Below are 17,632 nucleotides of genomic sequence, written 5' to 3' on the forward strand. Positions count from 1 at the left end.
GGCGCGCGTGGGTCGCGGCTTTTCTCGCCGGCGATTCCGGGTAGAATGCTTTTTCGCAGCCGCACAGTCGGCATCGGACACTCCGCTGGGAGTGTCCTCCATGACCCCGGATGGATGACCCTCTCGCCATGTTTGCGCCTTTGTTCAAGAAACTCTTTGGAAGCAAGAACGACCGTGAAGTCAAGCGCATGAGCCGGGTGGTGCAGGCGGTCAATGCATTGGAAGAGCAGATGGTCGCGCTTTCCGATGAGCAGTTGCGGAGCAAGACAGAGGCATTCAAGGCGCGCGTTGCCCAGGGCGAGAGCCTGGACAAGCTGCTGCCCGAGGCCTTCGCCGTGGCCCGCGAGGCAGGCAAGCGGGTGATGGGCATGCGCCACTTCGATGTGCAGCTGATCGGCGGCATGGCGCTGCATGAGGGCAAGATCGCCGAGATGCGTACCGGCGAGGGCAAGACCCTGGTCGGCACCCTGGCGGTGTACCTGAATGCACTGTCCGGCAAGGGCGTGCACGTGGTCACCGTCAACGACTACCTGGCGCGCCGCGATGCCAACTGGATGCGCCCGCTGTATGAGTTTCTTGGCCTGTCGGTGGGTGTGGTCACCCCCTTCCAGGATCCGGCCGACAAGCGTGCCGCCTATGCTGCAGACATCACCTACGGCACCAACAACGAATTCGGCTTCGATTACCTGCGCGACAACATGGCTTTCAGCCTGGGCGACAAGTTCCAGCGCGAGCTGAACTTTGCCGTTGTCGATGAGGTGGACTCGATCCTCATCGACGAGGCGCGCACCCCGCTGATCATCTCTGGCCCGGCGGAGGACAGCTCGCGGCTCTACCAGCAGATGAACCTGCTGATCCCACGCCTCAAGCGCCAGGTCGAAGCCGAAGAGGGCAGTGAAGGCAGCGAAGGGCACTACATCATCGACGAGAAGGCTCGTCAGGTGGAGCTGACCGAGCAGGGGCACCAGTTCCTTGAGGACACGCTGGTGCAGGCCGGGCTGCTGGCTGAAGGCGAGAGCCTCTATTCCGCACACAACCTGGGCCTCTTGACCCACTCCTACGCGGCGCTGCGCGCCCATACGCTGTTCCACCGCAATGTGGAGTACATCGTGCAGAACGGCCAGGTGGTGCTGATCGATGAGCACACCGGGCGGACCATGCCGGGGCGCCGGCTGTCCGAGGGCCTGCATCAGGCCATCGAGGCCAAGGAAGGCGTACAGATTCAGGCCGAGAGCCAGACCCTGGCCTCGACTACCTTCCAGAACTACTTCCGCCTCTATAACAAGCTGGCCGGCATGACCGGTACTGCGGACACCGAGGCCTTCGAGTTCCGCCAGATCTATGGTCTGGATGTGGTGGTGATCCCCACCCACCGCCCGGTGGCGCGCAAGGACTACAACGACCTAGTCTATCTGACTCAGGAAGAAAAGTTCGCGGCGATCATTACCGACGTCAAGGAGTGCCAGGCCAAGGGCCGCCCGGTGCTGGTCGGTACCGCCTCGATCGAGAGTTCGGAATACGTGTCGCGCCTGCTGCAGCAGGAGGGCATCGAGCACAAGGTGCTCAACGCCAAGTATCACGACAAGGAAGCCGAGATCATCGCCCAGGCCGGGCGTCCGGGCGCGGTGACCATTGCCACCAACATGGCCGGTCGCGGGACCGACATCCTGCTCGGCGGCAACTGGGAGGTGGAAGTCGCCGCCCTAGAAGCCCCCAGCGATGAGCAGGTGGCGCAGATCAAGGCCGACTGGCAGGCCCGTCATCAGCAGGTGATCGAGGCGGGTGGCCTGCACGTGGTGGCCTCCGAGCGCCACGAATCACGGCGTATCGACAACCAGTTGCGCGGCCGCGCCGGTCGTCAGGGCGACCCGGGTTCCAGCCGCTTCTACCTGTCGCTGGAAGACAACTTAATGCGCATCTTCGCCTCTGATCGCGTCAAGCAGTTCATGAAGGCGCTGGGCATGCAGCAGGGCGAGGCCATCGAGCACCGCATGGTCACCAATGCGATCGAAAAGGCCCAGCGCAAGGTCGAGGGCCGCAACTTCGACATCCGCAAGCAGCTGCTGGAATTTGACGATGTGGCCAACGAGCAGCGCAAGGTGATCTACCACATGCGCAACGGCTTGCTGAGTGCCGAGAGCGTGGCCGAGACCATTGCCGAGTTCCGCGCCGAGGTGCTGGCGCGCGCCATCGACGCGCATATCCCGCCGCAATCGCTGCCCGAGCAGTGGGACGTGGCCGGGCTGGAGCTGGCCCTGCAGGGCGACTTCGGCCTCAAGCTGCCCCTGCAGCAGTGGCTTGACGAGGACGATGCGCTGTATGAAGAACCGCTGCGCGCGCGGATCCTTGACGAGCTGGTCAAGGCCTACGCGGAGAAGGAAGCCCTGGCCGGTAGCGAGGCGCTGCGCACCTTCGAGAAGCAGATCCTGCTGCGTGTGCTGGATGATCTGTGGAAGGATCACCTCTCGACCATGGATCACCTGCGCCACGGCATTCACCTGCGCGGTTATGCGCAGAAGAACCCCAAGCAGGAGTACAAGCGCGAGTCGTTTGCCCTGTTCCAGGAACTGCTGGAGAGCATCAAGCGCGATGCAATCCGCGTGCTCTGCCATGTGCAGGTGCGCCGCGAGGATCCGGCCGAGGAAGAGGAGCGCCTGCGCCGCGAGGCCGAGGCCCTGGCTGCGCACATGGAGTTCCAGCATGCCAGCGCCCCGGCACTGGATACCGAGGACGGCGAGCCGGAAGCGGGCGAGCCGCAAGCCAGTACCCAGGCCATTCGTCAGGAGCCGAAGATCGGTCGCAATGATCCCTGCCCGTGCGGCAGCGGCAAGAAGTACAAGCACTGCCACGGCCAGATCAGCTGATCGGCTGAGGGCTTGCCCCACGCCGCGACCGGCCTTGCCGCTCGCGGCGTTTTTGATACTGTTCCCCATCCCTTTCGCGCAGCGCGCATTTCTAGGAGCTTTCCCATGGCTGTCGGTCTCGGTCCTCTGCCCACCCTGCACCCGGTTCCCGGTTTTGAACTTGGCATTGCCTCGGCCGGCATCAAGCGTGTCAGCCGCAAGGATGTGGTGGTGATGCGCTGCGCTGAAGGCTCGAGCATCGCCGGGGTGACCACCACCAACGCCTTCTGTGCGGCGCCGGTGCTGATCACCCGCGAGCGCCTGGGCGGTGCGGTGCGTTACCTCTTGACCAACACCGGCAACGCCAATGCCGGCACCGGTGCCGAGGGCCTGGCCAACGCCCGGCGCAGCTGCGCCGCGCTGGCCGCGCTGACCGGCGTTGCCGAGGAAGCGATCCTGCCGTTCTCCACCGGGGTGATCGGCGAGCCGCTGCCGGTCGAGAAGATCGAGGCTGCGCTGCCGGCGGCGCTGGCGGATCTCAAGGAAGACAACTGGGCGCTGGCCGCCGAAGGCATCATGACCACCGACACCCTGCCCAAGGGGGCCAGCCGCCGGTTCCAGCATGAGGGCGTCACCGTCACCGTTACCGGCATCAGCAAGGGTGCCGGGATGATCCGCCCGAACATGGCGACCATGCTCGGCTACATCGCCACCGACGCCAAGGTCGCCCAGCCGGTGCTGCAGGATCTGGTCCGTGATGCCGCCAACAAGTCGTTCAACCGCATCACCATCGACGGCGACACCTCGACCAACGACTGCTGCATGCTGATCGCCACCGGCCAGGCGGCGCTGCCGGAGGTTACCGAGAAGAGCGGCGCATTGTACGAGCAGCTCAAGCAGGCGGTGTTCGAGGTGTTCATGGAAGTGGCCCAGGCCATCGTCCGCGACGGCGAGGGCGCCACTAAGTTCGTCACCGTGCAGGTCAACGGCGGTGCCAACCATCAGGAGTGCCTGGACGTGGCGTATGCCGTGGCCCACTCGCCGCTGATCAAGACTGCCTTGTTCGCCTCCGACCCGAACTGGGGCCGCATCCTGGCTGCCGTCGGTTACGCCGGTGTGCCGAACCTTGACGTCAGCCTGATCGACGTGTTCCTCGGTGAGGTGTGCATCGCCCATCAGGGCGGGCGCGCGGCCAGCTACACCGAGGAGCAGGGTGCGGCGGTGATGGCGCAGGAAGAAATCACCATCCGCATCGAGCTGGGCCGTGGTGAGTGCCGCGAGACCATCTGGACCACCGATCTGTCCCACGAGTACGTGCGGATCAACGCCGAATACCGCTCCTGATCGGCGCTTGGTGACCATTCGAGAGCGTGCAGCACTGCGAGGCTGCACGCCCTTGGGCCTTGTGGAGGGCGAGTCGGTGAAAGCATTGCATGTAGTCGCCGCGGTGATCCGTGGTACGGATCGGCGCATCCTGCTGGCGCAGCGCCCGGCGCACAAGCATCAGGGCGGGCTGTGGGAATTTCCCGGCGGCAAGGTCGAGCCGGGCGAGGCGGTTGAGGCGGCGCTGGCCCGTGAGCTGCACGAGGAGCTGGATATCCGTGTCGAACAGGCCCGTCCGCTGATCGAAGTGCGCCATACCTACCCGGACCTGTCGGTGCTGCTGGATGTCTGGGAGGTCAGCCGTTTCAGCGGTACGCCGCGCGGCATGGAGGGGCAGCCGCTGACCTGGGCGGAGGAAAGCGCGCTGGGCAGCTTTGCGTTTCCCGCCGCCAACCGGCCGATCGTCACGGCGGCCTGTCTGCCCGCTGACTACCTGATTACCCCGAGTGATCTGTCGGCCAGCGCGCTGCTGGCCGGTATCGAGCGGGCGCTGGCGCAGGGCATCCGTCTGCTGCAACTGCGCGCGCCGCAGCTGTCCAGTTCAGCGTATCGCAGTCTGGCCGACGAGGTGCTGGCGCTGTGTGCCGGGCGCGCGCGCGTGCTGCTCAAGGGGCCGCTGGCCTGGGCGGCTGATTTTCCTGAGGCCGGCTGGCATCTCACCGCCGCGCAACTGCGTGAGCTGGGCACCAGTGTGCGTCCGTTGCCAGTGGGGCGCTGGCTGGCAGCTTCCTGCCATGATGCCGAGGAGCTGGCGCTGGCTGAGTCGTTGGGGGTGGATTTTGTCACCCTGTCGCCGATCCAGCCGACCCAGACCCACCCCGAGGCTACGCCGCTCGGTTGGGTGCAGGCCGCCGAGCTGATGCGCGGTGTCAATCGGCCGGTCTACCTGCTGGGCGGGCTGGGTCCGGCCGAGCGTGAGCGGGCCTGGCAGCAGGGCGCCCAGGGCATCGCCGGGATCCGTGGGCTGTGGCCATAGTGATGCGCCGCCGCTTGCGGGTGGACGCATTACCCGGCCTGTCGGGATGAAAACGCCTGCATGCGGGGCAGGGGTGTGGCTGGCGGTGTCGCTGAGCTTGCTGGCGTTTGCCGGCAACTCGCTGCTCTGCCGGCTGGCCCTGATGCAGGGCGCGATGGATGCCCATTCGTTCACCGTGCTGCGTCTGTTGAGTGGCGCCGTGTTGCTGTGGCTACTGGTGCAGCGCCGCTCGGCTGCCTCAGGGGTGCCCGCGCCGCGTCTTGGTGGCAGTGGCTGGGGCGCGTTGGCGCTGTTCAGCTATGCCTACCTCTTTTCCGTCGCTTATCTGCAGCTTGAGGCGGGCGCCGGGGCCTTGCTGCTGTTTGCGGCCGTGCAGGTCAGCATGTTCGTGGGCGGCTGGCTGCGTGGCGAGCCGCTGCACCGGCGAGTGCTGGGCGGAATGCTCCTGGCCTTTGCCGGTCTGCTGGCACTGCTGCTGCCCGGCAGCGAAACGCCGCCTCTGGGCAGCGCGCTGCTGATGCTCGCCTCGGGCGTGGCCTGGGGCCTCTATTCGCTGCTTGGCAAGCGCTCCAGGGATCCTCTGCAGGATACGGCGGGCAACTTTGTGCGCAGCGTGCCACTGCTGCTGTTGCCGCTGCTGGTGGTGGTGCTGACCGGGGAGCTGCGCCTGACGCTGCTGGGCACCGTGTACGCGCTGGCCTCGGGGCTGCTGGCCTCGGGTGCCGGTTATGCGCTCTGGTATTGGGTGCTGCGGCAGATCGGTGCCCAGCAGGCTGCTACCGTGCAGCTGGCCGTGCCGCTGATTGCGGCGCTGGCGGCGGTACCGCTGCTCGGCGAGCCGCTGGGCTGGCGTCTGCTGCTGGCCGCCGCGCTGATCGTCGGCGGCATCAGCCTCGCTCTGCGGCCTGCCACAGCACCTCGCCGATCTGCTGACGGCGGGCGATGATCCGCGCGGCGACAAACAGCAGGTCAGAGAGGCGATTGAGGTAGGCCAGGCATTCGCTGCGCAGCGGCTCGACGGCGTTGAGGTGCTGGCAGCGGCGCTCGGCGCTGCGTGCGAAGCTGCGGCAGACGTGCGCCTGGGCGAGCAGGCGTGATCCACCGGGCAGGATGAAGTTCTTCAGCGGGCCGACTTCCTCGTTCCAGGCATCGATGATCCCTTCCAGACGGCTGATCTCGCTGGCCTGCAGGCCCTGATACTCCGGCATGGCCAGCTCGCCGCCCAGATCAAACAGCCGGTGCTGACACGGACTCAGCGCGTCGAGCACCTCGGTCAGTCCCGGCCACAGCGCCTCCTGCTCAGCCAGCTCGGCGAGCAGCAGCCCCAGCTGGCTGTTGAGGGTGTCCACCTCGCCCATCGCCTCGATGCGCGGGTGGTCCTTGGTCACGCGGCGGCCATCGGCCAGGCCGGTTTCGCCGGCATCGCCGGTGCAGGTGTAGATCTTCGACAGGCGATAGCCCATGGCGCTGGCTCCTCAAATGCAGGGGTACAAGTCAGGCAGCCGGCAGGGTAGCGGCGGCGCCCTGATCCGGCAACCGCTGTGTGATGCATCACTGCGAAACGCTGAGCGTGCTGTGCTAGACGCTTCGCCGCTCAGTGTGTGGGTAGTCCACGCGCTGTCAGGTGGGCCGCCAGCTGCCGCTGCAGGGCGCTCAGGTGCGGCAATGCCAGGCCCAGGCGCGCCGCCTCGCGGCAGGCGTGCCCCAGCAGGTAATCGACCTCGGTGCGCCGCCCGGCAGCAACATCCTGATGCATCGAGGAGTAGTTGGCGGCGGTGGCTTCGATGATCCGCCAGACCTCAGCCTTGAGGCCCTCTGCGGCGGCGGACTGCTCCGCGGCGATCAGCAGCTGCTGCAGTTCATCGCAGAGCGCCTCGAGCGGTGCGCGCTGTGCCAGCAGGCCGCCATTGCGGCAGTCCTGCAGCACGCTCAGCGGATTGATCGCGCAGTTGATCGCCAGCTTGCGCCACAGGCGCGCGAGGATGTCGCTACACCACTGCGCGGGAATGCCGGCGCGCTGCAGCTCCGCCAGCCAGTGGGGTGCCGGGCCGCCGCTCAGGTCGCCCAGCCAGTTATTGCCGGCCCCGGCCTGCACACAATGAAAATCGCGGCGCCGATGGGCACCTTCGGTGCTGGAGACCGCGATGCAGCGCACGCCGGGCAGGGCAGCGGCCACGGCCTGCTGGCTGCCCAGTCCGTTCTGCAGCAGCAGGATCTCGGCGCCGGGCTGCAGGTGCGGTGCCAGGCGCTCGGCCAGGGCAGCGGCGTCATAGGCCTTGCAGGCCAGCAGCAGGCGCTGCAGCGGGGGCGCTTCTGCCAGCAGGCGGGCGGGCAGTCGCCGGGTGATGCACCGTCCCGGCTGCTCCAGGGTCAGCCCGCCGGCGCGCTGGTAATCGGCCAGACGCTGCGGGTCACGCAGCAGCAATTGCACCTCAAGCCCGGCAGCGGCCAGGCGCATCGCCCACAGGCTACCGAGGCTGCCGGCGCCGAGGATGCTCCAGGTCAGCGCGGCGGATCTTGGGGGCTGGCAGGGCATGGTGGGTCTCCGAAGGGGCCGGGCGGGCGGGGCTCGGTTATAATGAGCGCCTGTTTTTATCGTCAAGTCAGGTGCGCGGCCGTGCCGATGGCCAGCACCCTCTGCTGTGGAGAAAGTCTATGCCTTCGTTCGATATCGTGTCCGAACTGGATAAGCACGAAGTCACCAACGCGGTCGACAACGCCATCAAGGATCTGGACCGCCGCTATGACCTGCGCGGCAAGGGCAGCTTCGAGTTCAAAGACAAGACCGTCACCCTGACCGCCGAGGCGGACTTCATGCTCGAGCAGATGCTCGAAATCCTCAAGCTCGCGCTGGTCAAGCGCAAGATCGATATCCAGTGTCTGGAGGTCAAGGATTCCTACGCCTCCGGCAAGGTGGTCAAGCAGGAAGTGAATCTGCGCGAGGGCCTCGATAAGGAGCTGGCGAAGAAGATCGTTGCGCTGCTCAAGGACGCCAAGCTCAAGGTGCAGGCGGCGATTCAGGGCGAGCAGGTGCGCGTCACCGGTAAGAAGCGCGATGACCTGCAGGAAGCCATCGCCCTGCTGCGCACCCAGGAGCTGGGCATGCCGCTGCAGTACAACAACTTCCGCGATTGAGGGTGCACCGCCCGCAGCGCGGTTGCCTGCGGGCGATTTGCCGGCCTTCTGGCCTGTACAGGCCTATCCTGCCGCCCTTGTCGGGCGGATCTGTATGGTGATGTGACTCACCGATCTTCCAGCGGCCTGCGCCGCTCCATCCCCCCGCTACGGAGAACCGCAATGGATCCCATGGACCTCAATCTGAATGTTGACGAGCTGATCAAGCTGTCAGAGAGCTGGCTGCCGGTGCTGCTGGAGTACAGCGGCAAGCTGACGCTGGCGCTGCTGACGCTGATCATCGGCTGGTGGCTGATCAGCCGCCTGACCCAGCGGATCGGGCGCCTGCTGGGCGCGCGCAGCATCGATCGCTCGCTGACCAGCTTTGTCGGCAGTCTGGCAAATGTCGCCCTCAAGGTGATGCTGCTGATCAGCGTGGCGTCGATGGTCGGCGTCGAGACCACCTCGTTCATTGCGGCACTCGGTGCGGCGGGTCTGGCGATCGGTCTGGCGCTGCAGGGCAGTCTGGCCAACTTTGCCGGTGGAGTGCTGATCCTGCTGTTTCGCCCGTTCCGGGTCGGTGACTGGATCGAGGCGCAGGGGGTGTCCGGCAGCGTCAACGACATCCAGATCTTCCACACGGTGCTGAAGACCGGCGACAACAAGACGGTGATCGTCCCCAACGGCAGCCTGTCCAACGGCACCATCACCAACCACTCGCGGGAGGGCCGTCGCCGGGTCGAGGTGCTGGTCGGCATCGACTACTCCAGCAACATTCAGCAGGCACGCGAAGTGCTGCTGGCGATTGCCCGTGATCCGCGCGTCCATGCCGATCCGGCGCCGGTGGTCTGGGTGGTGGCGCTGGCGGACAGTTCGGTCAATCTGTCACTGCGTGTCTGGGTGGATACCGCAGAGTTCTGGCCGGTGACCTTCGATTTTACCGAACAGGTCAAGTTGCGCTTCGATGAGGCGGGCATCGGCATTCCGTTCCCGCAGCGCGTGGTGCATATGGCACGCAGCGAGTCGTAAGCGGCGCGAGAGGCTTGTCCGCCGCTGGACGAGCCTCTGAGCGCGATGCCTGATGTAGCGTTGTGGCTGGTACTGCGCGGTTCAGGCGTCGCTGCCCGGTAGCGGGTGGGCGCTGGTCGTGGACTGCCCGCGCCGCCACTGCAGGGCGATCAGCAGCAGGGTCGGGATCCCCAGCAGGGCAGTGACCAGGAAGAAGTCGCCATAGCCCAGCTGCTCGACCATCACTCCCGAGTAGCCGCCCATCAAGCGCGGCAGCAGCAGCATGATCGAGCTGAGCAGGGCGTACTGGGTGGCGGAGAACTGCAGGTTGGTCAGGCTCGACAGGTAGGCGATGAACGCTGCGGTGGCCAGTCCGCCACTGAAGTTGTCGGCGCTGATGGTGAACACCAGCATCTCGAGATTCGGCCCCATGCCCGAGAGCAGGGCGAATAGCAGGTTGGTGGCCGCTGAGAACAATCCGCCCAAAAACAGGATCGGCAGAATGCCGAAGCGGGCGATCAGCACGCCACCGGTCGCCGCGCCCAGCAAGGTCATCACCAGCCCGAACAGCTTGCTGATGCTGGCGATCTCATCCTTGCTAAAGCCCAGATCGACGTAGAACACATTGGCCATCACCCCCATCACCGTGTCGGACATCCGGTAGGTGGCGATCAGCCCGAGCAAAATCAGCGCCTGCCAGCGATAGCGCTGGATGAAGTCGCTGATCGGGGTGAGCACCGGTGCCAGCCCGCGGCGGCCGAACGAGGACAGGCACAGCAGGGTCAGCAGGGTGTAGAGGGTAAAGCGCAGAAAGGCGCGGTCGTCGAGCAGCAGATCCAGCAGGCTCACCCGGCTGCTGAACACCCCGTCCACGCCGCTGTGATAGAGCTGGGTGAACATCGCCGGCACCGAGATCAGCAGCACAATCAGCACCAGTACCGAGAGCAGCTGATGCGTCAGGCCATAGCGCAGGCTGCCGGGTTTAAGCGGAGCCGGCAGCGCGGGCTCCTTCATGCCCAGCGTGGTGAGCAGGCCCGGCAGCATCAGCAGGGCGAACAGCAGGTAGGTGCTGGACCAGGCCGCGTGGACATACCCCTCTGCTGTCGAGCCAAAGCCCTCGGCCAGAAACAGCGCGCCTGCCGTGGCCAGCAGCATGGCGATTCGATAGCCCGTGGTGTAGCAGGCCGCCAGCGCGGCTTGCTGGGTGTCCTCGGCGATCTCCAGGCGATAGGCATCCAAGGCGATATCCAGGGTGGCCGAGGCAAACGCGACCAGCACGGCAACCGCGATCAGCCCGGCCAGATGGGTCTTGGGATCAAACAGCGCCATGCCGGCCAGCCCCGTGGCGATCAGCAGCTGTGACAGCACCAGCCAGGAACGGCGCCGGCCCAGCGTGCCCAGCAGCGGCAGGCGCCACTGATCCAGCAGCGGTGACCAGACCCATTTGAACGCATAGGCCAGTCCGATCAAGCTGGCATAGCCGATGGTTTCGCGGGCCACCCCGGCCTCGCGCAGCCAGACCGACAGGGTGGAGAACACCAGGATCATCGGCAGCCCGGCCGTGAAGCCGAGCAGCAGCAGGACCATGGCCGAGGGGCTGGCGTAGGTGGCGAAGGCTTCTCGCCAGGTGCGATGGGGCATGGGGCGGGCTTGTCAGGGGCAAGGATTTCGGTGACGCACTCTACTCGCTCCGCCCGGCGCCGGCCAGCATCCCGCAGTCCTGGCGCGGTATCCTGGCTTTGCTCGGCCTGTGCCAGACGCGCAGAATGCCAGCCACTGCCGATCTGCCTTGCAGCCGTCACATGCTGTTGCGACGGACGGCCACCGATCCGGATCAATTGTCGGCAGAATGACGCCATCTGTTCATAAGGCGGGCCGTCGAGCCCACAAGGATTATTGCGCAATGCGTGTACTGTTGTTCGTTCTGCTGCTCTTCCCGCTGCTGGAGCTGGCGCTGCTGATCAAAGTCGGTAGCAGCATCGGCGTGCTGGCCACCCTGCTGCTGATCCTCCTTGGCGTGCTGATCGGGGGCGGGTTGCTGCGCATTGCCGGCCCCGCGACGGCCTGGCGCGCCCGGGCCCGGCTGCTCAGCGGCGAGGCGCCTGAGCAGGAAATGCTCGATGGTCTGCTGCTGGCCCTGGCCGGCCTGCTGATCCTGCTGCCGGGCTTTATCAGTGATGTGCTGGGGCTGCTTTGCCTGCTGCCGGTCACCCGGCATCTGCTGCGTCAGCGTCTGGCCCGCCCCCGCAGGTCGCATCCTCCTTATCACGCGCCTTACTCGCCAGCCCATGCGCCCCGGAGCGGCGAGCCGGGGACCGAGCGGGTACGCCCGCAGGTCATCGAGGGCGAGTGGGAGCGCCGCGATTCCTGAAATTTTTCCAGCCGCCCCTTGAAACCCTCGGCCGGGCCCCCATCTAGCCGTCAGCGCAGCATTGCTTGGGTAATCCTGCGAACGACTTTCGGTGGCACGGTTCGCCGTGCCGCCCCCGGCTCTGCCGGAATCTGCCAACCCGCCGGTGAGCATCACCGGATGCTGGAAACAACCTGTTAGGAGAGATCGACCATGAAGCTTCGTCCTCTGCATGACCGCGTCGTGATTCGTCGCAGCGAAGAAGAAACCAAGACCGCAGGCGGCATCGTCCTGCCGGGTTCCGCTGCCGAGAAGCCGAATCGCGGTGAAGTCGTCGCTGTCGGCGCCGGTCGCGTTCTGGACAACGGCGAAGTGCGCGCCCTGACCGTCAAGGTCGGCGACAAGGTGGTGTTCGGCCCGTACTCGGGCAGCAACACCATCAAGGTCGATGGTGAGGATCTGCTGGTGATGGGCGAGAGCGAAATCCTCGCCATCGTCGAAGACTGAGTGTCCGCTGCTTTACCGCGCATTTCCTGAATTCCATTTCGAGGTTTGAGAAACATGGCTGCTAAAGAAGTCAAATTCGGCGATTCCGCTCGCAAGAAGATGCTGGTTGGCGTGAACATCCTGGCCGACGCGGTCAAGGCCACCCTCGGCCCGAAAGGCCGTAACGTGGTGCTGGACAAGTCCTTCGGCGCGCCGCTGATCACCAAGGACGGCGTCTCCGTCGCCAAGGAAATCGAGCTCAAGGACAAGTTCGAGAACATGGGCGCCCAGCTGGTCAAGGACGTCGCCTCCAAGGCTAACGATCAGGCCGGTGACGGCACCACCACCGCCACCGTGCTGGCTCAGGCCATCGTCAACGAAGGCCTCAAGGCTGTTGCTGCCGGCATGAACCCGATGGACCTGAAGCGCGGCATCGACAAGGCCACCATAGCCATCGTCGCCGAGCTGAAGAGCCTGGCCAAGCCGTGCACCGACACCAAGGCCATCGCCCAGGTCGGCACCATCTCCGCCAACTCGGATAACTCCATCGGTGACATCATCGCCGAAGCCATGGAGAAGGTCGGCAAGGAAGGCGTGATCACCGTCGAAGAAGGTTCGGGCCTTGAGAACGAGCTGTCGGTGGTCGAGGGCATGCAGTTCGATCGCGGCTACCTGTCCCCGTACTTCGTCAACAAGCCGGACACCATGTCTGCCGAGCTGGACAGCCCGCTGATCCTGCTGGTCGACAAGAAGATCTCCAACATCCGCGAACTGCTGCCGGTGCTGGAAGCTGTTGCCAAGGCTGGTCGCCCGCTACTGATCGTTGCCGAAGACGTCGAGGGCGAAGCCCTGGCAACGCTGGTGGTCAACACCATGCGCGGCATCGTCAAGGTCGCCGCCGTCAAGGCGCCGGGCTTTGGTGACCGTCGCAAGGCCATGCTGCAGGACATCGCCGTCCTGACTGGCGCCACCGTGATCTCCGAAGAGATCGGCCTGAGCCTGGATACCACCGGCATCGAGCAGCTGGGTAACGCCAAGCGCGTGGTGATCAGCAAGGAAAACACCACCATCATCGACGGTGCTGGCCAGCAGGCCGACATCGAAGCCCGCGTGGCGCAGATCCGTCAGCAGATCGGCGAAACCACCTCCGACTACGACCGTGAGAAGCTGCAAGAGCGTCTGGCCAAGCTGGCTGGCGGTGTGGCGGTGATCAAGGTCGGTGCGGCGACCGAAGTCGAGATGAAAGAGAAGAAGGCCCGCGTCGAAGACGCCCTGCACGCGACCCGTGCTGCCGTTGAAGAAGGCGTGGTGCCTGGCGGTGGTGTGGCGCTGGTGCGCTCCCTGCAGGCTATCGAAGGCCTGAAGGGCGACAACGAAGACCAGAACGTCGGTATCGCCCTGCTGCGCCGCGCGGTCGAAGCGCCGCTGCGCCAGATCGTTGCCAACGCCGGTGACGAGCCGAGCGTGGTGGTCGACAAGGTCAAGCAAGGCGAAGGCAACTTCGGCTACAACGCAGCGACCGGCGTGTACGGCGACATGATCGAGATGGGCATCCTCGATCCGGCCAAGGTGACCCGTACTGCCCTGCAGTCGGCTGCCTCGATCGCTGGCCTGATGGTCACCACCGAAGCCATGGTCGCTGACATTCCGGAAGACAAGGCCGCTCCGGCCATGCCGGACATGGGCGGCATGGGTGGCATGGGCGGCATGATGTAAGCCGCTCCACCCGCCTTAGCTGAAAAAAGCCCCGGTGCCGCAAGGCCCGGGGCTTTTTGCTGGCCGCTGCGCACGGTATCAGGCCAGGCGCAAGTGGTTGTCCCAGAGCCCCGCCGGTAACTGCAGTGCCTGCATCTGAATAGCGCTGCGGCGACAGTCGTAGAGGCGGCAGCGCCCGCGCCCGGAGCTGACCACAAAACCTTCGCTGCAGGCCGCCACCCCTGCGCAGTCGGGCAGCGGGGCATCCAGACGCAAGGCGCCGCTGTCCAGCGCCCAGATGAAGAACCGGCCGCCGCGTGGTGCGGTAATCGCCAAGAGGCGTAGCTCGCTGTGGATGGCCACGCTGGCGGTGTATTGGCGCATGGCCAGACGCTGCGCCTCGCCGAGCGGGAAGGCTTGCAGCGCCTGCCCCGGGCGTTTGATCGCCACCAGCGGCACGGCGTCCGCCGGATTGCCCTCATATTGCTGGCCGCTGACCACGGTGCCGTCGCGGGCGACCGCCAGATGGCGCACGCTGTTCATCTGCTCGGGCAGCTGCTCTTTGCTGATCAGCTCGCCGCTGCGCTGCAGCAGCACCAGGCTCGGCTCCATCGCATTGAGGTTCATCTTCTCGCGGCTGTCGGCTTCGGTGCGGATGCCGCCATTGGCGATCACCAGCGTTTCACCATCGGGCATCCAGAGCAGCTGGTGCGGGCCGATGCCAAAGCTGGACAGCTCGCTCGCCCGCCGCAACTGCATGCCTTCCAGATGCCATACGCCGATCACGCCGCGCCCCGGCTCGGCGGTGTCATTCTCGGTGCTGTACAGCCATTCGCCGCTGTGATGAAACACCGCATGACCCTGGAAGTGACGCTCAGGCGGGATGCTGAGCGTCTGCAGCAGGCGGCCGTCGCGAGTGTCGATCAGGTAGCTCTCACGACTCGGGCGGCGACCGACGAACAGGGCCATGGGCAAGAATGGATGCGCCACGACATCGTGGCAGCGCTCGGTCACGGCGGTGGCAAACTGGCGCTGGCCGTCGAGGCGATAACCCACCGCATAGTGGCGGCCATCAACAGCGTCGCGGGCCGAGAGCAGCAGAGGCTGTGCCTGGGCCGTGCGCGCCAGTGTCCAGCCTCCCAGACTGCCCGCTGCCAGCAAGGCGGCGCCCAGGCCCAGAAAGGTGCGTCGTTGCATGGCATGCTCCAGAGAGACTGGGCGCAGGCCCCTGCGCGGTGACCTGCGGCGCGGAGTGGATGGTGGATTCAGTCGCCGTCGTGGGCGTTGAAGCCGAGGGTGATGCCCAGTGCGCGGGCCAGCTCCGCTTCATGCAGGCGGTGCAGCTGTTCGAGGCTGTCATAGAGGCTACGGAGGCTGGCACGGCCCTCTTCGTGGGTCAGCAGCTCGCTCAAGGGGGCTCCCAGCGCCGCCAGACGCTGGCGGGTTTCGTTCCAGGCAGCATCCAGGCGTGTTGCCAGATCAGCCTGCTCAGGGCTCAGCAGCTCACGCAGCCCCTGCTGCCACAGCTGCTGGCCGCTTTGCAGGGTGCTGTCGATCAGCGCCAGCGAGGCACCGCTGCGCCAGGCTTCGGCCTGATAGGGCTGCACCGCCTTGCCGGCCGGCGGCAGCGGGGTGTTGAGCTTGCGCTTGAGCATGTCCAGCGCGGTGACCTGGGTCTGCAGCAGTTCAGCGATCGCCTCGCGGCCCTCGGCATAGCGTGCGTTGGGGAATTGACGCAGCTGTGCGGCCAGACCCTGCTCACCCAGCCAGGCGGCCAGTACATCGGTGGACAGCGCCTGCTGATGGGTGGCGATGCCCAGCAGCAGCGGGCAGTAGCGGCGCTTCTGCTCCAGCGCCTGCAAGTCGATGCTGGCATCGAACAGCAGGTATTCGTAGGCCGTCAGCCCCTGAACCACCACGCTGGCCTGCCGCAGATCGGTGCTGCTGAGCGCCGGATGGGTGTCCAGCAGAGTGGTGACCTGACGGGCGACCAGGTTCTTCTTGTCCGGCCAGAACTGCACCTGCCAGGCCAGATTGCCCTCGGCCAGCGGGCCAAAGGCGACCGGCTGCAGGGCTGCCCAGCTGTGGTGGACGTCCAGATAGCGCTGACGCGCTGCATCCAGCGTCTGCTCGCCGGCGCACAGGGCACGGGCGCTGTCGGCCAGCGCGCGGTTGGCCTCGCTCCAGCGCGTATAGACCGGCAGGATCAGCGCCTCACTCAGCGCCGTGCTGGCCGCGGCCATCGGCTCCAGCGCGGTTTTGGCCGGCGGCGCACTGTCCGAGCAGGCGGTGAGGGTGGCCAGCAGAGTCAAGGACAGCAGGGCAGGGCGCAGCATGGGAGGTTCCTTACAGGGAATTGAGAAACGCCAGCAGGGCATCGCGCTGCGCGGCATCAAAAGCCAGCACCCGCTCGCGTGACGCCTCAGCCTCACCGCCATGCCAGAGGATCGCCTCCAGCAGGTTACGGGCGCGACCATCATGCAGGAAGCGGGTATGGCCGTTGACGGTCTCGGTCAGGCCAATGCCCCACAACGGCGGAGTCCGCCACTCGCGGCCGCTGGCAAGAAATTCCCCGCGATTGTCCGCCAGTCCGTCGCCCATGTCATGCAGCAGCAGGTCCGTGTAAGGGCGGATCAGCTGACTGGCAAGCTCAGGCTCTGCCGCATCGGCGGCGGTGGTGAAGCTTGGGGTGTGGCAGGCCTGACAGCCCGCCTGATGGAACAGGCTCTTGCCAGCCAGCACCTGCGGATCATCGACATTGCGCCTGGCCGGGACCGCGAGGTTGCGGGTGTAGAACAGCACCTGGGCGAGGATGTGATCGCTGACTTCAGGGACCCCGCCCTCCGGAGCTGCCCGGCAATCGGTCTGCGCGGCGCTGCAGCTAGTGCCGGCCAGCAGGTTGCTGGACAGCCCCATGTCATTGAAGAATGCATCGGCGTTTTGCTGGTTGAGCGAGGGTTGCCCGGCTTTCCAGCCGAAGCGACCGAGCCGCGTGCTCTGGCTGGCATGATCCCAGACCTGATTGGCACGCCCGGAAATGCCATCACTGTCGCGATCATCCGGGTCCGCCTGAGCAAGGATGGCCGCCTCGGGGATGGCTTCCAGCAGCCCGAGGCCGATCATCGGCGGTGCGACGCGCAGAGAGAATTGCGCATCAGGGTGCAGCGGGCCATATCCCAACTGGTCGATCTCAAGCGTCGGGCGCTGCAGCCCGATGCGGGTGCCGTCCTTGAAGGTGACGAACTCGCTCTGGTACTGCACGCGCACCCGCCCTTCGGCGGCAACGCCCGGAATCGCCATGTCCTGCAGCTGTGCGCCATAGACCGGCTCCGGGATCACCCCGTGTCGCGCCAGCCATGCCTCCTGCCCCTGCTGGGCGGGAATCGACAGGCGCACCAGGCTGGAGACGGCATTGTCGCCGCGGCTGCCCGGCGGATGGCCGCGTCCGTCCTTGATGTGGCAGTTCTGGCAGGCGTTGGTGTTGAACAGCGGCCCCAGGCCATCACGAGCATCGGTCGTGGCCGGCGCAATCACCCAGGGGTTGCGAAAGAAGCTGTTGCCCACGCCAAAGTCCAGACGCCTCAGCGGCGGCAGGTTGGCTGAGGGCAACGAAAAGGCGTTCTGATCGGATTTGTTGACCGTTGCCGCGCCCGCCGAGAGGTGCTCGCCGGGCTCGGCAGCGGTGAAGCGCGGGGTGTCTTCCGCCGTGCAGGCCGCCAGCAGCAGGGCCAGCGGCAATAGCAGGAAGCCGGTCGTCGGGCGCGGCATGGTCGTACT

The 17,632-nt window shown here is 66.0% G+C and carries 15 protein-coding genes; 9 read left to right on the plus strand and 6 right to left on the minus strand.

Annotated features, from left to right (window positions below; all coding sequences use genetic code 11):
* Nucleotides 1-128 precede the first annotated feature (128 nt).
* The 4 genes from secA to MXC11_RS02245 all read left to right on the plus strand — a co-directional run bounded on the left by secA (nt 129) and on the right by MXC11_RS02245 (nt 6,148).
* Entirely contained in the window at nt 129-2,864 is a 2,736-nt protein-coding gene (gene secA, locus MXC11_RS02230) for a preprotein translocase subunit SecA (RefSeq protein WP_250004614.1), read from the plus strand.
* A gap of 105 nt (nt 2,865-2,969) precedes the next feature.
* The gene (gene argJ / locus MXC11_RS02235; protein WP_250004616.1) at nt 2,970-4,187 is read left to right on the plus strand and encodes a bifunctional glutamate N-acetyltransferase/amino-acid acetyltransferase ArgJ; all 1,218 of its coding nucleotides are present in this window, start codon (nt 2,970-2,972) and stop codon (nt 4,185-4,187) included.
* A 76-nt stretch (nt 4,188-4,263) separates the two neighbouring features.
* Nucleotides 4,264-5,202 carry a Nudix family hydrolase gene (locus tag MXC11_RS02240; RefSeq protein ID WP_250004618.1) on the plus strand — a complete coding sequence of 313 codons (939 nt, stop codon included), beginning with the start codon at nt 4,264-4,266 and terminating at the stop codon, nt 5,200-5,202.
* 46 nt (nt 5,203-5,248) lie between these two features.
* Complete coding sequence (locus MXC11_RS02245) at nt 5,249-6,148, plus strand: DMT family transporter (RefSeq protein WP_250004620.1); 900 nt, start codon at nt 5,249-5,251, stop codon at nt 6,146-6,148.
* Here MXC11_RS02245 and MXC11_RS02250 read toward each other — a convergent pair.
* Together MXC11_RS02250 and MXC11_RS02255 are read right to left on the minus strand one after the other, a co-directional pair.
* Complete coding sequence (locus MXC11_RS02250) at nt 6,090-6,665, minus strand: cob(I)yrinic acid a,c-diamide adenosyltransferase (RefSeq protein WP_250004622.1); 576 nt, start codon at nt 6,663-6,665, stop codon at nt 6,090-6,092. The two genes, MXC11_RS02245 and MXC11_RS02250, sit on opposite strands and share 59 nt — an antisense overlap.
* Before the next feature lie 131 nt (nt 6,666-6,796).
* A complete protein-coding gene (locus MXC11_RS02255) occupies nt 6,797-7,708 on the minus strand; it encodes a putative 2-dehydropantoate 2-reductase (RefSeq protein ID WP_250004866.1) in 912 nt (303 codons plus the stop codon).
* 149 nt (nt 7,709-7,857) lie between these two features.
* Between MXC11_RS02255 and MXC11_RS02260 the strand changes: the two genes are divergently transcribed.
* Nucleotides 7,858-8,337: a YajQ family cyclic di-GMP-binding protein gene (locus MXC11_RS02260; protein WP_250004624.1), complete on the plus strand. Its 480-nt coding sequence runs from the start codon at nt 7,858-7,860 to the stop codon at nt 8,335-8,337.
* Between the two features lie 171 nt (nt 8,338-8,508).
* Nucleotides 8,509-9,345, plus strand: a complete 837-nt coding sequence (locus MXC11_RS02265) for a mechanosensitive ion channel family protein (RefSeq protein WP_462938091.1) — start codon at nt 8,509-8,511, stop codon at nt 9,343-9,345.
* Between the two features lie 81 nt (nt 9,346-9,426).
* Here the strand turns inward: MXC11_RS02265 and MXC11_RS02270 are convergent, their stop codons facing one another.
* Complete coding sequence (locus MXC11_RS02270) at nt 9,427-10,965, minus strand: AmpG family muropeptide MFS transporter (RefSeq protein ID WP_250004628.1); 1,539 nt, start codon at nt 10,963-10,965, stop codon at nt 9,427-9,429.
* Nucleotides 10,966-11,227: 262 nt separating this feature from the next.
* On the opposite strand from MXC11_RS02270, the gene MXC11_RS02275 reads away from it, so the two are divergent.
* From MXC11_RS02275 to groL, 3 genes are all read left to right on the plus strand, one after another.
* The gene (locus MXC11_RS02275; RefSeq protein ID WP_250004631.1) at nt 11,228-11,695 is read left to right on the plus strand and encodes an FxsA family protein; all 468 of its coding nucleotides are present in this window, start codon (nt 11,228-11,230) and stop codon (nt 11,693-11,695) included.
* A gap of 192 nt (nt 11,696-11,887) precedes the next feature.
* Nucleotides 11,888-12,181, plus strand: a complete 294-nt coding sequence (locus tag MXC11_RS02280; RefSeq protein ID WP_250004634.1) for a co-chaperone GroES — start codon at nt 11,888-11,890, stop codon at nt 12,179-12,181.
* Between the two features lie 54 nt (nt 12,182-12,235).
* On the plus strand, nt 12,236-13,876 hold the full coding sequence (gene groL / locus MXC11_RS02285; RefSeq protein ID WP_250004636.1) for a chaperonin GroEL: 1,641 nt from the start codon (nt 12,236-12,238) through the stop codon (nt 13,874-13,876).
* Nucleotides 13,877-13,954: 78 nt separating this feature from the next.
* Here the strand turns inward: groL and MXC11_RS02290 are convergent, their stop codons facing one another.
* The 3 genes from MXC11_RS02290 to MXC11_RS02300 form a co-directional block, all read right to left on the minus strand.
* Nucleotides 13,955-15,052: a DUF1513 domain-containing protein gene (locus MXC11_RS02290; RefSeq protein ID WP_250004639.1), complete on the minus strand. Its 1,098-nt coding sequence runs from the start codon at nt 15,050-15,052 to the stop codon at nt 13,955-13,957.
* A gap of 68 nt (nt 15,053-15,120) precedes the next feature.
* Nucleotides 15,121-16,191 (minus strand): imelysin family protein, encoded by a 1,071-nt coding sequence (locus MXC11_RS02295; protein ID WP_250004642.1) that lies wholly within the window; start codon nt 16,189-16,191, stop codon nt 15,121-15,123.
* A 10-nt stretch (nt 16,192-16,201) separates the two neighbouring features.
* Complete coding sequence (locus MXC11_RS02300) at nt 16,202-17,623, minus strand: di-heme oxidoreductase family protein (protein ID WP_250004645.1); 1,422 nt, start codon at nt 17,621-17,623, stop codon at nt 16,202-16,204.
* Nucleotides 17,624-17,632 lie beyond the last annotated feature (9 nt).

The organism is Pseudomonas eutrophicaquae, from assembly GCF_023544715.1.
Lineage (GTDB): Bacteria > Pseudomonadota > Gammaproteobacteria > Pseudomonadales > Pseudomonadaceae > Geopseudomonas.

Bases quoted from the DNA above. Each gene is read 5' to 3' on its own strand.
- secA (WP_250004614.1), top strand. From the start codon at position 129: ATGTTTGCGCCTTTGTTCAAGAAACTCTTTGGAAGCAAGAACGACCGT.
- argJ (WP_250004616.1), top strand. From the start codon at position 2,970: ATGGCTGTCGGTCTCGGTCCTCTGCCCACCCTGCACCCGGTTCCCGGT.
- MXC11_RS02245 (WP_250004620.1), top strand. From the start codon at position 5,249: ATGAAAACGCCTGCATGCGGGGCAGGGGTGTGGCTGGCGGTGTCGCTG.
- MXC11_RS02250 (WP_250004622.1), bottom strand. From the start codon at position 6,665: ATGGGCTATCGCCTGTCGAAGATCTACACCTGCACCGGCGATGCCGGC.
- MXC11_RS02260 (WP_250004624.1), top strand. From the start codon at position 7,858: ATGCCTTCGTTCGATATCGTGTCCGAACTGGATAAGCACGAAGTCACC.
- MXC11_RS02265 (WP_462938091.1), top strand. From the start codon at position 8,509: ATGGACCTCAATCTGAATGTTGACGAGCTGATCAAGCTGTCAGAGAGC.
- MXC11_RS02270 (WP_250004628.1), bottom strand. From the start codon at position 10,965: ATGCCCCATCGCACCTGGCGAGAAGCCTTCGCCACCTACGCCAGCCCC.
- MXC11_RS02275 (WP_250004631.1), top strand. From the start codon at position 11,228: ATGCGTGTACTGTTGTTCGTTCTGCTGCTCTTCCCGCTGCTGGAGCTG.
- MXC11_RS02280 (WP_250004634.1), top strand. From the start codon at position 11,888: ATGAAGCTTCGTCCTCTGCATGACCGCGTCGTGATTCGTCGCAGCGAA.
- groL (WP_250004636.1), top strand. From the start codon at position 12,236: ATGGCTGCTAAAGAAGTCAAATTCGGCGATTCCGCTCGCAAGAAGATG.
- MXC11_RS02290 (WP_250004639.1), bottom strand. From the start codon at position 15,052: ATGCAACGACGCACCTTTCTGGGCCTGGGCGCCGCCTTGCTGGCAGCG.
- MXC11_RS02295 (WP_250004642.1), bottom strand. From the start codon at position 16,191: ATGCTGCGCCCTGCCCTGCTGTCCTTGACTCTGCTGGCCACCCTCACC.
- MXC11_RS02300 (WP_250004645.1), bottom strand. From the start codon at position 17,623: ATGCCGCGCCCGACGACCGGCTTCCTGCTATTGCCGCTGGCCCTGCTG.